14 protein-coding genes and 1 riboswitch are annotated in these 14110 nt (G+C 70.8%); of the genes, 9 read left to right on the plus strand and 5 right to left on the minus strand.

The window, feature by feature from the left end; genetic code table 11:
• From U7230_RS14335 to U7230_RS14345, 3 genes are all read right to left on the minus strand, one after another.
• Positions 1-1260, minus strand: coding sequence for an Nramp family divalent metal transporter (locus tag U7230_RS14335; RefSeq protein WP_324716512.1), 1260 nt, complete (start codon positions 1258-1260; stop codon positions 1-3).
• Between the two features lie 192 nt (positions 1261-1452).
• On the minus strand, positions 1453-2697 hold the full coding sequence (locus U7230_RS14340) for an MFS transporter (RefSeq protein ID WP_324716513.1): 1245 nt from the start codon (positions 2695-2697) through the stop codon (positions 1453-1455).
• A 177-nt stretch (positions 2698-2874) separates the two neighbouring features.
• Positions 2875-3891 (minus strand): MBL fold metallo-hydrolase, encoded by a 1017-nt coding sequence (locus U7230_RS14345; protein ID WP_324718258.1) that lies wholly within the window; start codon positions 3889-3891, stop codon positions 2875-2877.
• A gap of 294 nt (positions 3892-4185) precedes the next feature.
• Between U7230_RS14345 and U7230_RS14350 the strand changes: the two genes are divergently transcribed.
• The 8 genes from U7230_RS14350 (at position 4186) to U7230_RS14385 (ending at position 10483) form a co-directional block, all read left to right on the plus strand.
• On the plus strand, positions 4186-4842 hold the full coding sequence (locus U7230_RS14350) for a C39 family peptidase (protein WP_324716514.1): 657 nt from the start codon (positions 4186-4188) through the stop codon (positions 4840-4842).
• Positions 4843-4847: 5 nt separating this feature from the next.
• Entirely contained in the window at positions 4848-5681 is an 834-nt protein-coding gene (locus tag U7230_RS14355; RefSeq protein ID WP_324716515.1) for a hypothetical protein, read from the plus strand.
• 50 nt (positions 5682-5731) lie between these two features.
• On the plus strand, positions 5732-6184 hold the full coding sequence (locus U7230_RS14360; RefSeq protein WP_324716516.1) for a hypothetical protein: 453 nt from the start codon (positions 5732-5734) through the stop codon (positions 6182-6184).
• Between the two features lie 122 nt (positions 6185-6306).
• Positions 6307-6588, plus strand: a complete 282-nt coding sequence (locus U7230_RS14365) for a hypothetical protein (RefSeq protein WP_324716517.1) — start codon at positions 6307-6309, stop codon at positions 6586-6588.
• A gap of 197 nt (positions 6589-6785) precedes the next feature.
• Positions 6786-7382, plus strand: coding sequence for a glycerol-3-phosphate 1-O-acyltransferase PlsY (plsY, locus tag U7230_RS14370; RefSeq protein ID WP_324716518.1), 597 nt, complete (start codon positions 6786-6788; stop codon positions 7380-7382).
• A 74-nt stretch (positions 7383-7456) separates the two neighbouring features.
• A riboswitch (cobalamin riboswitch) is annotated at positions 7457-7617 on the plus strand.
• 100 nt (positions 7618-7717) lie between these two features.
• Positions 7718-8605 (plus strand): ABC transporter substrate-binding protein, encoded by an 888-nt coding sequence (locus U7230_RS14375; protein ID WP_324716519.1) that lies wholly within the window; start codon positions 7718-7720, stop codon positions 8603-8605.
• Entirely contained in the window at positions 8602-9735 is a 1134-nt protein-coding gene (locus tag U7230_RS14380; RefSeq protein ID WP_324716520.1) for a FecCD family ABC transporter permease, read from the plus strand. Before U7230_RS14375 ends, U7230_RS14380 begins: the two co-directional genes overlap by 4 nt.
• Positions 9722-10483 carry an ABC transporter ATP-binding protein gene (locus tag U7230_RS14385; protein WP_324716521.1) on the plus strand — a complete coding sequence of 254 codons (762 nt, stop codon included), beginning with the start codon at positions 9722-9724 and terminating at the stop codon, positions 10481-10483. Before U7230_RS14380 ends, U7230_RS14385 begins: the two co-directional genes overlap by 14 nt.
• On the opposite strand, the gene U7230_RS14390 is transcribed toward U7230_RS14385, so the two are convergent.
• Together U7230_RS14390 and U7230_RS14395 are read right to left on the minus strand one after the other, a co-directional pair.
• The gene (locus U7230_RS14390; RefSeq protein WP_324716522.1) at positions 10444-11493 is read right to left on the minus strand and encodes a cytochrome d ubiquinol oxidase subunit II; all 1050 of its coding nucleotides are present in this window, start codon (positions 11491-11493) and stop codon (positions 10444-10446) included. The two genes, U7230_RS14385 and U7230_RS14390, sit on opposite strands and share 40 nt — an antisense overlap.
• On the minus strand, positions 11490-12893 hold the full coding sequence (locus tag U7230_RS14395; protein WP_324716523.1) for a cytochrome ubiquinol oxidase subunit I: 1404 nt from the start codon (positions 12891-12893) through the stop codon (positions 11490-11492). The genes U7230_RS14390 and U7230_RS14395 overlap by 4 nt, the downstream gene beginning before the upstream one ends.
• Positions 12894-13105: 212 nt before the next feature.
• Between U7230_RS14395 and fba the strand changes: the two genes are divergently transcribed.
• Positions 13106-14077, plus strand: coding sequence for a class II fructose-1,6-bisphosphate aldolase (gene fba, locus U7230_RS14400; RefSeq protein ID WP_324716524.1), 972 nt, complete (start codon positions 13106-13108; stop codon positions 14075-14077).
• Positions 14078-14110: the final 33 nt, after the last annotated feature.

Raw genomic sequence — 14110 nt, forward strand, 5'->3', positions numbered from 1 at the left:
TCACAGGCCTCCCGTGAGCGTCTGCTGGAGCAGGTACGCGTTGAGCACCACGATGAGCGCCGACACGGCACCCGCCACCGCCGTCGTCAGGCGGTGGTTGACCAGCGGCCCCATGATATCCCGGCGGGCCGTAAAGATCACCAGGGGCACCACCGCGAAAGGCAGCCCGAAGCTGAGCACCACCTGGCTGATGACCAGGGTGCGGGTCGGCTCGAGCCCGAGGGCGATGACGACGAACGAGGGCGCCATGGTCACGATGCGGCGGACCCAGACGGGGATGTGCCAGTGCAGGAACCCCTGCATGATCACCTGCCCCGACATCGTGCCCACCGTCGAGGAAGAGAGTCCCGACGCCAGTAGCGAGATGGCGAAGACCCAGCTGGCGGCCGGCCCCAGCAGCGGCTGCAGGGTGCGGTGGGCGTCCTCGATGGTCGCTACGTGGGTGAGGCCGGCTCTGTGAAAGGTGCTGGCCGCCATGATCAGCATGGCGGCGTTGACCAACCCGGCGATTCCCATGGCCAGCACCACGTCGACGACCTCGTAGCGGAACAGGCGTTGCATGAGCTGGGGTTCACGGATGACGATGCGGCCCTGGGTGAGACTGGAATGCAAGAAGACGACGTGGGGCATCACGGTGGCGCCCAGGATGCCGGTGGCCAAGAGGACGCTCTCCGGGCCGGCGAAGCTCGGCACCACCGCGTGGTGGACGATGAGCCCCCAGTCGGGGCGGTCGAGGATGGTCTCGACGACGTAGGCGAGGGCGATGACCCCGACCATGGCGCTGATGACCGCCTCGAGCGGGCGGAAGCCGTGGCGCTCCAGGGCCAGGATGACGAAAGTGGCGACGGCCGTGAGCACGGCGCCCCATAGGAGCGGAACGTGGAAAAGCAGGTTGAAGCCGAGCGCCGCTCCCAGGAACTCCGCCAGGTCCGTGGCCATGGCCACGCCCTCCATGAGCAGCCACATGGGATAGAGCAGCGGGCGGGGGAGCCGATCGCGCAGCAGCTCGGCCAGGTTGCGGCCCGTGGCGATCCCGAGCTTGGCCGAGAGCGCCTGCACGAGCATCGCCATCAGGTTGCTGGCCAGGATGACCCAGACCAGCCGGTAGCCGAACTGGGCTCCGCCCTGGATGTTGGTGGCGAAGTTGCCCGGATCGACGTACGCCACCGAGGCGATGAACGCCGGGCCCAGGAAAGGGAGCAGCCGCTCCCAGGCGCGCCGGCGGCTTCCCCCGTGGAGGACCTCGATGGCCACCGCCACGGTGGATGCGTCCCGGGAGCGGGCGGGGATGCTGTCGGGAGGCGGGCCGGTGGGGCCCTGCGGTGCCGGCCGGGAAGGCAGGCCCGCGCCCTCTGCAGCGCGGCCGCCTGAGGCCTCCGCGTGAAACGGGTGTTGCATGGTATGTTAGCCATCCCTAAATGATTATTTCAGCGCGACTTATCCCGCCTCATTCTAGCGGTTGGGGGTTTCCCCGGCAACTGCCGCCCCTCCCGTGGCGGAGGGCGAGGGGCGCCCTCGCCACGTCGCACGGTAGCCCATGAACGCCGTGGCCGCCACCGCACAGGCGCCGGCTGCCGCTGCCAGTACGCCCGGAGGCGACCACCGGTCGTACATCGCGCCGCCGCCGACGGGCCCCAGCATCCTTCCCGCCTGCACGGCTCCGCCCATGACGCCCTGGAAGAGTCCTGCCCGGTGGGCCGGCGCGATCTCGGCCACGGCCGCCGGGAGCGCCGGGAGCACCAGCATCTCGCCCAGCGTCAGGATCGCCATGCCGGCTACGAACCCCTCGTAGCGGGGCACCTGCCAGACGAGGAGGAAGGCGGCGGCGAACAGGCTCGTCCCCGCGATCATCTGGCCGGGCAGGCTCTTCAGCCACCGGCGCACGACCCCCACGATCAGCGGCTGGCCGAACACGATGATGAGGCCGTTGAGGGTCCAGAGCATGCCGTACGAGGAGAGGGAGTATCCGAGCTCCCGCATGTAGACGGAGATGACGGCCTGCCACTGGCTGTACGCCATCCAGATCAGCGCGACCCCCATGGCAATGAGGCCGAGCGCGGCCAGCGCGCGGCCAGGAGCCTCCCGGTCGAGCGAGCCGCTCGAGCCCGCCGCTGCCTTTGCCGGCCGCGGTCGCCGCAGCCGGGGACCGCCGCGCGCCGGCGCAAGGGTAGCCGGTAAGGAGCGCCACACGACCGCCCCGTAGCCCAGGGCTGCCGCGGCGTTGACCAGAAAGGCAGCGGTGAACGAGCGTTCGGCGACCACGCCTCCCAGCGCCGTCCCGACGGCGACGCCTGCATTACGGGCGACGTAGAGGAAGTTGAAGCCCTTGCGCCCTCCCTCCGGCCAGACGCGGGCCAACAGCGCGCTCTGAGCCGGATCGAGCAGGCCGTAGGCGAAGCCGTTGAGCCCCATGGCGACCACGTAGACGGACCATATCCGCACGAGGCCGATCACCGCCAGCATCGCTCCGGCCAGGACCAGGGCCGCCAGCATGACCCCTCTGGGCCCCACCCAATCGAAGAGCGCCCCGCCGGCCAGCTGGCCGGCCAGCCCTGCTCCGGACGAGAGCAGCAGCACCAGCCCCGCCACCACCAGGGGCTTGCCCAGGGCGAAGTGGATGTACACCGTGTTGATGGGCCATACGAACGACGAACCCACGGTCAGCACGAAACCGCCCAGCGCCAGCACCCATAACACCGAGGGAACCTCATGCGGTTCGCCGATGCCGGCGGCTCTGGCCAGCCACGCTGCAGCTCCTGCCGGCCGCCGCGAGGAACCCGGCAACGCCACGCGCTCGCCCGCTTTCCCGCCCGTCCGGGGCACCCTGCGCGGATTCGCACCCGCCGGGCTGACCCCTGCCGGAGCAGGGTCCGCTCAGGCCGGGGCGTAGCGGATGACGGGCTCCTCCACGGCGTGACGGAGCCTGCCGTGCTCGACCAGCCACTCCAGGTGCGACAACGCCTCGGCCACGGCAAAGCGGGTGCCGATGAGCTCGGGCTGCGGTCCGAAGAGTTGGAGCTGCACGTCCCACGCGGTGGCGAGCAGGTCCCCCCGGCCGTCGGCGGCAGCCGCTCGTGCCGAGACGATGGCTTCTACCCGGTCGAGGCGTTCCCGGTGGTGGGCCCGCAGTTCGTCGATGCGCCGGGCAAGGTCCTCGATGGGGTGGCGGTGCCCGGGCAACACGAGCCGGGCGGGAAGCTGCTGCACGCGCTCGAGCGAGCGCAGGTACTCGATCAGCGGGTTGATGCGGGAGTGGGGCCAGAGGCTGATGTTGGGCGTGATGGGGCGCAGGATGAGGTCGTCGGCCACGAGCAGGCGCTCGTCCGGTTCCCACAGCACGAGCAGGCCCTCGGAGTGGCCCGGCGTCCACAACACCTCGAACGACCGGCGTCCCACCCGGATCCGGGAGCCCTCGGCCAGCGGGGTCAAGCGGGGGAGCGGGTGCACCATGGCCACCTGCTGCAGGTGGTGTGCCGGGAGCTGGCGGGTTACCTCGCCGGGCACGCCGTGGCGCACGAACTGCGCTTCGATCGCCTCTCCCGCGTCGCTGCCCCCGTCCCAGAACCGTTCGACTTGCGGCAACTCCTTGTCCAGGATCAGCACGGGCGCATGGCACCGTTGCTGGAGCCAGCCGGCGCAGCCGATGTGGTCGGGGTGATAGTGGGTCACCACGATCTGCTCGATGTCGGCAAAGCCGATGCCGAGCTCGCCCAGGACCTGTTCCCAGCGAGCCTCGGCTTGCGGGGTGTGATGCCCGGCATCCACGACGGTCCAGCCGGCGTCGCCCTCGATCAGGTAGCTGTTCACGTAGCGAAGCGGCACCGGGATGGCGATCGGGACCCGCCAGATCCCCGGGAACACCTCTTCGTGCGGCGGATCTGCATGCACCACGGGCAAGCCCCCCACACGCTCCCGGGATTCGACGCCCGGGGACCTCTCCCTTGGGATCCTCCGGGGGAGAACGGGCCGGGGGAGGGGCAACGGGGAGAGACGGCGAGCGGGGTATCGCTGCGGGGAAAAGGACGCGGGTCCAGGCTACCCGGCCCTGCCGTCCGGGATTGCTGCAGGGGAGGGCGATAGTTAAACTAAACTCGCCCAGACAGAAACGGGCCGCTTGGAAGGTGTTCCATGCAAGCACGTGGTCGGAGCCGTAGCTCTGAGCGTGGGAGGATAGCGCACCTAACTATGGTCATGGCGCTGGGTGCGCTACTGGGGATGGCGAGCCTCCTCCGGGGGGATCCCGGCCGTGCCATGGGCGTCGACCCGCTCTCGTGGCGGCCCTCGGGAGAGACGGAGGCACGGTTTCTCGGCATCGTGCGGCAGAGTGAGGACCACTCCTGCGGTTACGCCGCGGTCGCGACGGTGCTCGCGTCGCTGGGTCACCCTGTGAGCGAGCGGGAGCTCATGGACGGCACCGGGCCCGGAGCGAGGTTGCGACCCGCGTCGGTGGCCGATCTGATCCGGGTGTTCGAGCGCCACGGCGTGCGGGCCCACGCGGTCCGCAGCAGTTGGGAGCAGCTCCGATCCTACTTCGCACGATTCACGCGGCCCGCCGTCGCGCTGGTCGACCACGGCCGTCGCCACTTCACGGTGCTGCTGGCGGCCGATGCCGACGCCGTGTACCTGGCCGACCCGAGCCTCGGGCACCGGGTCTTGAGTCCCACCCGCTTCCGGGCCGGCTGGACCGGCGTGCTCGTACTGGTCGACCCCGGCGGCCGGCTGGGTTCTTCCGGATCCGGAAGCGAGACGGCGGTGGTAGAGGCGTTGCGGCAGATGCGCAAGAGACATCGCCTGCTCATGCGGTGGCCGGTGGGTGACGGCTGGGCAGGCGGCGGGAGGTGAGGAAGGTGGCCTGGATCTCGAGGGACAGAGCTCACCGGGTGGCCCTGGTCGGCGTGACGGTTGCCTCCTGGCTTGGTCTCGGTGGCATGTCCGGCTCGGGGTGCCGCGCCGCCGGCTTCATCCAGCCCGGCCCGGTCGATGGGTGGAGAGTGCGTCTTTCGATCGAGCGGGCCGCTTCCCCGGGAGGGACCTGGCCGGAGTGGCGGGAGGAGCCCACGTCCGTGGGCCTGGAAGGCTCTCGTCGCTGGGTGTGGAGCGCCGCAGGGGTGGAGTGGCGATCGACCGCCGGCGCTTCGTGGCGGGCAGTGCATCGACCCGGCCGGTCAGACCTCGAGTGGCCTCTCGGGCCGGACGCAGGGCCGTCCGGGAGCTGGGGCGTCCTTTTCGAAGGCGCCAGCCTCGCCCTCACCGCCTCCGCCCGCGACGAGGCGGACGCATCGAGCCGCGAGTGGAGCGTGGCGCTGGGAGTGCAGGCGCCCGACGACGGCGGGCCGTGGTATCCGGTGCAGACCATCGGGATGACATGGGCCTGGGTCATGGATCCCGCTTTGGTCGCCGTCGGGGGGGCGATGAGCGCGGGCGGGGGCAGCGCTCCTCTTGCCAGGTGGACTTTGCAGGGCCAGTGGGTCCACGTGCTTTCGGACCGCCTGGGCCTGCATGGTTCGGTGGAAGCGGGGTGGAGCCTCCCCGGCCGGGAGCTGGCGGCCCGCGTGGCGTCGGGCCTGACCCTCTTCCGGGACAGCCGGAAGGACGTATCGGTGACGGTCTCGTGGAGGCTGGACGACCCGGGCGCCTATGCGCTCTGGGCGGAGTTGCAGTGGCCCTCGGACGGGGCGTAGGCGGGGCCGGCAAGACAGAAGGCGTGTACGGGCGTGAAGGGAGGAGCACGGTGGCGACTCACGGTTGGCGGGCGGTAGCAGCAGCGGTGCTGGTGTCGGCGCTGGCAGTGGTGGTCCCCGCGCCGGCGGCCGGCGCGGCCGAGGTGGCAGGTCCCTTCGACCCGGCGGATTTTGGCGTGCCTCTGGGTCCGGAGGAGCAGCAACAGCTCTCGGGGGAGTGGTGGCCCATCGCCGTCGGAGCGGCTATCGGAGCCGTGGACGGCGCGTACAGCTACGCTCGCTCGTGCGGCTATCACCCACGCTCCGGGCGGTACTGGACCGGCATGGCGGCCGCCGCCCTGGTCGGGGGCGGCCTGGGTGCCATCAACGGGAGCATCCAGGTCGGCATGCGCGCGGCCCGGGCCGGCCTTCAGGCGGGATACTCCATCTACTCGTGGGCCCGCACCAAGGTCGTCAACGAGATCAGCGGCAGGGCCTGGAGCAGCTGGAGCCGGCACTGGTAGGGAGGACCCGGCGGGAGAGCGGCCCGCGCGTGGTGACGCAACGGTAGGAGGAGGGCGGCCGGCCCCGCCTTCTTCTTCACGTCGAGCAGCCTACCCCGATGGGCAGCGGAAGGGGCACACTCATGGCAACGGCCAAGTCGAAGCCACGTCCACGGTTCTCCTGGTGGGGGTTACTCGTCTCCCAGCTGGCGGTCGTGCTGGGCACGGAGCTCGTGGTGTGGTGGGACGTCGGTTTGTTCTGGACTATCGGGTGCATGAGCTACGCCGCCGGTTACGCGATGTTCAACTTCCATCCCCCGTACAGGGAGCCCGCACGTCACCTTGCCATCACGTACGGGGTCTGGTTGGCCGGCATGGTCGCCGACAAGCTGATTCCCTTCCACCTGGTGCCTCCCGGGCCGTGAACCCGCTGCCGGGCGACCAGTCGCCGCCGGTGCGGCCGGCCCGTAACGCGCGGGCGTGCGGCGAAGGTTTACGAGGGGGTCATGGTGGCCGCAACCTCGATGTGCTATGCTGCCATGAGCAGGCCGGACGCAGGTGCCGGCACGGCGGGGCCGTCCACGGGACGGGAGGGCGGACCTTGCGAAGGGGTTAACGACCGGTGGGTTTGGAGTTGGGCTGGCAATGGATTGTGATTGCGCTCGCCGCGTATCTGTTGGGCTCTGTGCCGGTGGGGTACGTGACGGCCAAGCGCAAGGGCGGCATCGACATTCGCCGCCACGGAAGCGGTAACGTCGGCGCCACCAACGTGACCCGGGTGCTCGGAGTGCGGGCGGGCGCGATCGTCCTGGCAGGCGACGTGGCCAAGGGGGCCCTCGCCGCCTGGCTGGGCATGCGCCTCGGGGGCGTCAATGGCGCCGTGCTGGCGGGCGTGCTGGCCGTGGTCGGGCACGCATGGCCCGTCTTCCTGCGCTTTTCCGGGGGGAAGAGCGTGGCCACGGCCCTGGGCGCGGTCGTGGTCGTCTCCGGGTGGGTCGCGGGCGCGCTGATCCTGACGTGGGGCCTGGTGGTGCTGGCGACTCGCTACGTGTCGCTGGCCTCCATGGTGAGTGCCTCCAGCGCGCCCGTGTGGCTGTGGCTGGCCTACCACGACCATGCCGTCTTGGTCGGCGGGCTCGTGATGACGGTGGTGGTCATCCTGCGCCACCGCTCCAATGTGCGGCGGTTGGTCCAGGGGGCAGAGCACAGGGCTTACTGAGGCGGCCGGCCCGTGGCGGTTGCGTGCGGCCGGCTGCCAGGGTATCCTTGACCTGGTAGCCCGTTCGACAAGCGAGCGAGTTCCCAGCCCCTGGTGCCAGGGCGCGTAGCCCTGGCTTAAAGTGGGGAAGTCCGGTGAAAGTCCGGCGCTGTCCCGCAGCGGTAACCGGGGCGAGCGCGGCCCAGCCGTGGCCCCGCCCGGAAGCCCGAATACCTGCCAGGGGAGCCCACAGGTGACGCCCAGGTAAGGGCGCCTCTCGAGGAAGGGGAGTGGCAAGGGTGTGCACCCGTCCCGGCTTTTCCGGTCCAGGCCGCCTGGGGTGGCCGGCTCTCCTGGTGGCCGTCTTGCTGCTGACCGGTGTCGCCATCCCGGCGCTTGCGGCGACCAGTTACCCGCTCACGGCGCAGGACGCCCTTGGGGTGACCAGGACCCTGCCGTCCGAGCCCCAGCGTATCATCTCGCTGGTCCCGTCGATCACGGAGGATCTCTGCGCCATCGGTGCGTGCGACCGGCTGGTGGGCGTCGACGACTACTCCGACTACCCCGAAAGCGTCAGGCGGCTGCCCCGCCTCGGGGGCGTCTACGACCCCAATCCGGAGCGGATCCTGGCGCTCGAGCCCGACCTGGTCCTGCTCAGCAAGTACGGTAAGCTGGCCCAAACCCTCTCCCAGGCAGGCGTCACCGTCTTCGTGATGGAGACGGAGCGCTTCGAGCACATTTTCGACAACATCGAGACCCTGGGGCTTCTGCTCGACCGCCAGGCCGAGGCGCGGGCCCTCAACGAGCGCCTGCGGGCCGAAGTCTCCCGGATCGCAGCCTCGGTTGCCGGGCGACCTCGCCCCACCGTCTACTACGAGATCGACGAGACGCCCTACTCGGTGGGACCCGACTCGTTCATCGGGACGCTCTTGGAGAAGGCCGGAGGGCGCAACGTCGTGCCGGCCAGCCTCGGTACGTTCCCGAAGATCAGCCCGGAGCTGGTCATCGCCGCAGACCCCGACGTGATCCTCCTCGGAGATGCCCCTTACGGGGTGACCCCGCAAAAACTCGCCTCGCGCCCCGGCTGGTCTCGTCTGCGGGCGCTGCGCGAGGGGCGAGTCGTGGCGCTGACCCAGGCGCAGGTCGACGTGCTCAACCGGCCGGGCCCGCGGGTGGTGGAGGCGCTGCGTTTCCTGGTCGAGGCGCTCCATTCCACCGGGAAGCGAGCGGCGAGCGGCCCATGAAAGAGGCGGGGACGCTGCGGGCGCACGCCGCCTCCGCTTCGGCGTCGGCCCCGGTCGCGCGGGTGCAGCGGTGGCTTGCCCGGCTGGCGGCCCCATGGCCGGGCCTGGGGTGGGCCGTGCTGGCGGCAGGGCTGGCGGGTGTGGCGGTGTTCGCCGCCCGGTGGGGAAGCATCGGGGTCACGTGGACCGACGTCGCGCGGGGACTGCTCGGCGGGATGACGGGCGAGCCACTCGAAGGGCGGGCGGCCATCGTGTGGCAGCTCCGGGTGCCCCGGGTCCTGGCGGGGATGCTGGCCGGGGCCGCCCTGGGCGTCTCAGGGGCCGCCCTGCAGGGGCTGTTTCGCAATCCGCTGGCCGACCCGTACTTGATGGGGGTGGCGCCGGGCGCCATCTTCGGCGTGGCGGTCGCGCTGAGCGTGGCCGGCGCCGCCGCACCGGCGTTCGCAGGAAAGGTGGCCGCGGCGCAGGCGGCCGCCTACGTGCCCGCCGCGGCGTTCGTGGGCGCGCTGGGGGCGGTGCTGGCTGCCGTGGTGCTGGCCCACACCGCAGGGGGCCGCCGCACCACCGATCTCATCCTGGCCGGCGTGGTCGTGGGAAGCGTGCTGACCGCCGCCACCACGTACCTGATGCTGCGAGATGCCGACCGGATCCGGTCGGTGTTCGCGTGGACGCTGGGTAACCTCTCGCTGGTCGGATGGCCGGAGCTGGGCGCCGCGCTGCCGTACGGCGTGGCCGGCATGCTGCCGCTGCTCGGCGCAGGGCGTGTGCTCAACGCCATGCAACTGGGCGAGGACGTGGCCCAGAGCCTTGGCATCCCGGTGCAGCGGCTGAAGCTCGGCCTCATCGCGGCTGCCTCCCTGGCGACGGCCGCCGTGGTGTCCCAGGTCGGGGTGATCGGGTTCGTGGGGCTGGTGGTGCCCCACGCCGTGAGGCGCCTGGCGGGGAGCGACTACCGGAGGGTCCTGCCGGCCTCTGCCCTGGGCGGAGCCATGTTGCTGGTGCTGGCCGACCTGGTTGCCCGGATGGCGGCCAGGCCGGCGGAACTGCCCGTGGGGGTCGTGACCGCTCTCGTCGGGGGCCCCTTTTTCCTCTACCTGCTGCGCAAAGGGCATGGGCATGCTCCGTCTTGAGGGGATCTGGCACCGCTACGGAGCCATCGAGGCGCTACGGGGCGTGTCGCTCGAGTGGGGCCCCGGCCTCACCATGGTGCTGGGGCCCAACGGGAGCGGCAAGACGACGCTCTTGAGGATAGCCGCCGGCTTGGTTGCGCCGCTCGGGGGGAGGGTCCTGCTCCAGGGCCGGCCCCTGGCCCGGCAAACGGGCTGGCAGCGCGGCCGGCTCATCGCTTACGTCCCGCAAGACGGCCCGCTGCCGGAGGGCATGACGGTCTACCAGGTGGTCATGCTGGGACGCTTGCCCCACCTGGGATGGCTGGGTGCCGAAGGCCAGGAAGACGTGCGGGCCGTGCAAGAGGCGATGCACCTGGCTTCCGTCGAGGCGCTGCGGGATCGCCCGGTCCAGGAGCTCTCCGGCGGGGAACGTCAGCGGGTTCGCATCGCCAGGGCACTGTCGACCCGGGCCCCGGTCCTCTTGCTGGACGAGCCGGAGAGTCACCTCGACCTCTCCCACCAGTCTGCCCTTGCCGGCATCCTGCGCCGCCAGGCCGTGGAGGGCCACACCGTGGTCATGGTCGTGCACGACCCCAACCTGGCGGCCCTCGCCGACCGCGTGATCGTGCTGGCGGGGGGGCGGGTGGTCGCGGACGGCCCTCCCGCCCACGTGCTGGTGGATCGTGTCATGGCGGCTATCTATGGGGACGGCTTCAGAATCGTGCAGGCTCACGACGGCCTGCGGGCCGTCGTGCCCTCGGCCGGATGAGCGGGCGTCCGGGGCGACTTGAACACGGCCCACAACAGCCCCAGGGCCGGGACCAGCAGCGCGAGCCCGGGGAGGGAGATGCCGATGACCGTCGACACCACCCCGGCGGGCGCGGCCGCCTCCTGCAGGCTCAACGTGGGATAGACCACGTAAGGCCCCCGCGCCAGCGCGAACGACCCGACCATGCCGGCCACCTGCAGTGCGGCCAGGACGCGGGCGGCCGGATAGTCGCGCCGCCAGAGCGACGTCGCGGCGAGGACGGCAGCGACCAGGCCGCCGGCGGTGACCGGCAGGGCCGGCGGGGCGAAAAGCCTATCGGCGAGCGCGGGAGCCGCCTCGGCGAGGCTCCCCAGGCTCATGAGGGTGAGGCCCGCCACCACCCCTGCCGACGCCAGGGCCCGCCTGCGAAACAGGGCCTGCAGCTCGCCGCCGGTCTCCAGGGTCATGAAGACGGCGGCAACGTAGGCGCTGGTGGCCGCCGCCAGCAACCCCACCCCGAGCGAGAGCGGCGACCACCACCCCGCCGATCCCAGCGGCCGGTCAGCGACCAGCGGCGTGCCGCCCTCCCCCGGCGTCAGGAGCCCTACGGTCATGCCCATCAAGAGGGGCGTCAGGAGGCTCGCTACCCCGAAAACCCACGACCAGGCTCCCCGGCGGCCTCCGACCTGCGCCTCGGGCGCGGGGCGCAGGGCGAAGGCTGCACCCCGCAGGATCAGGCCGGCCAGGGCGAGATGCAACGGCCAGAACAGGGCCACCGTGATGGTCGAAAAGCCTGACGGAAAGGCGGTGAAGGCCACTACCAGCGCGAAGATGAGCCAGACGTGGTTGACTTCCCATACCGGGCCCATGGCCCGGGCGATGGCGCCGCGCTGCCTGGCCGCGGACGGCCCGGAGGCGAACAGATCCCAGATACCCCCTCCGAAATCGGCTCCTCCGAAGAGGGCGTAAAGACCCAGGGCCACGAGCACCAGAAGGCCGGCCTGAAGGTGGGAGGGGATGGGCACCGTCATACCCACGCCTCCTTCGCCGTGACCGGCCGGTCGTGTGCCCGGGCCGCGGGCTCCTCGCTCCCGGGTGACGCGAGCCCCGTCCAGTTCAAACGGCGCATGAGCCACATCAAGGCCCCGCCGAGCAAGAGGTACAGGCCCAGGAAGGCCATCAGGGTGGCCTGGATCCCTGCCGCCGGCGTGACTGCCTCGCCGGTTCGCATCACGCCGTAAACGATCCAGGGTTGGCGGCCCACCTCGGCCACCACCCATCCCGCCTCGAGCGCGACGAGACCGAGCGGCGAACTCACCGCGAGCGCCCCCAGCAGCCAGCGTGGCAGCGGCGACCAGATCTGCCCGCGGCGGCGGGCGTACGTCCACCAGAACCAGGCGGCCACCGCCAGCATGGCGATGCCGGCGCCCACCATGGCCTGGAACGAGAGGTGCGTGACGGGAACGTTGGGCCACCGGTCGGCCGGCGTCTCGTCCAGGCCCTGCACGGGCGCCGTCGGATCCCGGTAGGCGAGCCAGCTCAAGGCGTGCGGGATCTCCACGGCCCCGATCACCTGCCGGCCCTCCACGTCCGGCCAGCCTCCGATCCGCAGGGGAGCCCCGGCCTCCGTCCGGAACTGGGACTCCATCGCCGCCAGCTTGACGGGCTGCTGGCGGGCCACCAGGCGCGCGCTCGCGTCCCCGGTGATCGGCATGAGGGCGGCGACGACGGCTCCCACGGCCAGGGTGACCACCAGCGCCGCATGGATGCGCTCGCGCCTCACCCCGTCGAGGGTCCCGGCCGCTGCGTGCTTGCGCGCCCACCACGCGTAGGCGCCGGCCATCGCGAAGGCGGTGGCGGCGTACGTGGCCAGCGTGGAGTGGATGGCCATCACCGGCCACGTGGGGTTGCCGAAGAGCAGCCGGGCCGGGCTGGCGACGGCCCCGTCAGAGCGCAGCCACGCTTCCGCTCCCACAGGGTTTTGCATCCAGGCGTTGGCCGAGCTCACCAGCACGCTGGAGGCCGCGGAGAAGACGGCCACCCCCCACCCCGTGAACCAGTGCGCCCACGGGCGCAGCCGGTCCCACCCGTAGACGTACAGCGCCAGGAAGATGGCCTCGAGGAAGAAGGCGAACGCCTCGGCGGTGAACGCCGGGCCGATGACGGGCCCGAAGCGCTGCATGAATGCCGGCCACAGCAAACCTAGCTCGAACGAGAGCGCCGTGCCGCTCACCGCGCCGATGGCGAAGAACGCGGCCGTGAGCTTGGCCCAGCCCTTCGCCAGAGCCAGGTAGTGAGGACGGCGCCGAACGATGCCAATGCCTTCGGCCAGGAGCATCAGGAGCGGCATCCCGACGCCGAACGCCGCGAAGATCATGTGGAAGCCCAGGGAGAAGCCCATCTGAACCCGGGCGGCCATCAGATCGGTCAAGGGTGCCATCCCGCCTCCCCTTGTCGCTTGCGAGTCCGGGGCATTCTAGCCACGGCGGCGGGAGGGCCGTAATGGACAGTTGTCCCGCTACGGACAGTGCGAACGTACTGTTTATGTCTCCCAGGCTTCCGCGAGCGCGGAAGAGGAAGAGACCTTTCCAGGCGGAAGTACCTTGCCCGTAAGCGGTTCAACGAGGGGAGTCGAATGGTGGCATGCCTCTGATTACGCTTTACCAGTGCCTCAGGGAAGCCGAGAAGGGTGGGTACGGCGTCGGTGCGTTCAACGTCAACAACATGGAGCAAATCCAGGGGATCATGCAGGCCGCCCGGCAGACCCGTTCGCCGGTCATCCTGCAAGCGAGCCGCGGCGCTCTGAAATACACCAACCTCACCTACCTGAAGCACCTCCTGCAGGCCGCCCTGGAGGAAAATCCCGACATTCCCGTCGTGTTCCACCTGGATCACGGCGATAGCCTGGAAACGGTCAAGACGGCCATCTCCCTGGGGTTCAGCTCGGTGATGATCGACGGCTCCCATCTCGAGTTTGAACAAAACGTGGCGCTCACCCGCTCCGTGGTGGAGTACGCACACGAGCGCGGGGTCTCGGTGGAGGCGGAGCTCGGCACTCTGGGGGGCATCGAGGAGGACGTGGCCGGGAAGGTCAAGCTGACCGACCCGGTGCAGGCCGAGGAGTTCGTCCGGCGGACCGGGTGTGACGCCCTGGCGGTGGCCATCGGTACCTCGCACGGCGCGTACAAGTTCAAGGCCGAGCCCAAGCTGGCACTCGATCTGGTGCCGGAGATCTACCGGCGCGTCCGCGTCCCGCTGGTCATGCACGGTTCGTCTTCGGTGCCGCAGGAGCTGGTCGAGGAGGTCAACCGGTACGGCGGGCGCATGGCGGGCAGCCGGGGCGTGCCCATCGAGAGCATTCAGCAGGCCATCAAGCTCGGCGTCCGCAAGATCAACGTCGACACGGACATCCGCCTGGCGGTCACCGCGGCGGTCCGCAAAGTCTTCGTGGAGTCGCCGGAGAAGTTCGACCCGCGGGAATACCTGGGGCCGGCCAGGGAGGCCATCGCCCGGGTGGTGGCGTCCCGCATGGAGGCGTTCGGCGCGGCGGGCCACGCCGGCGACTACGCGCCGGTACCGCTCGAGGAGATGCGGGCCCACTACCGCCAGAAGTGACCGTACCGGCAAGGCTCGGGGGGAGGCATGATC

This window comes from Limnochorda sp. L945t, from assembly GCF_035593305.1.
Taxonomy (GTDB): Bacteria; Bacillota; Limnochordia; order Limnochordales; family Geochordaceae; genus Carboxydichorda; species Carboxydichorda subterranea.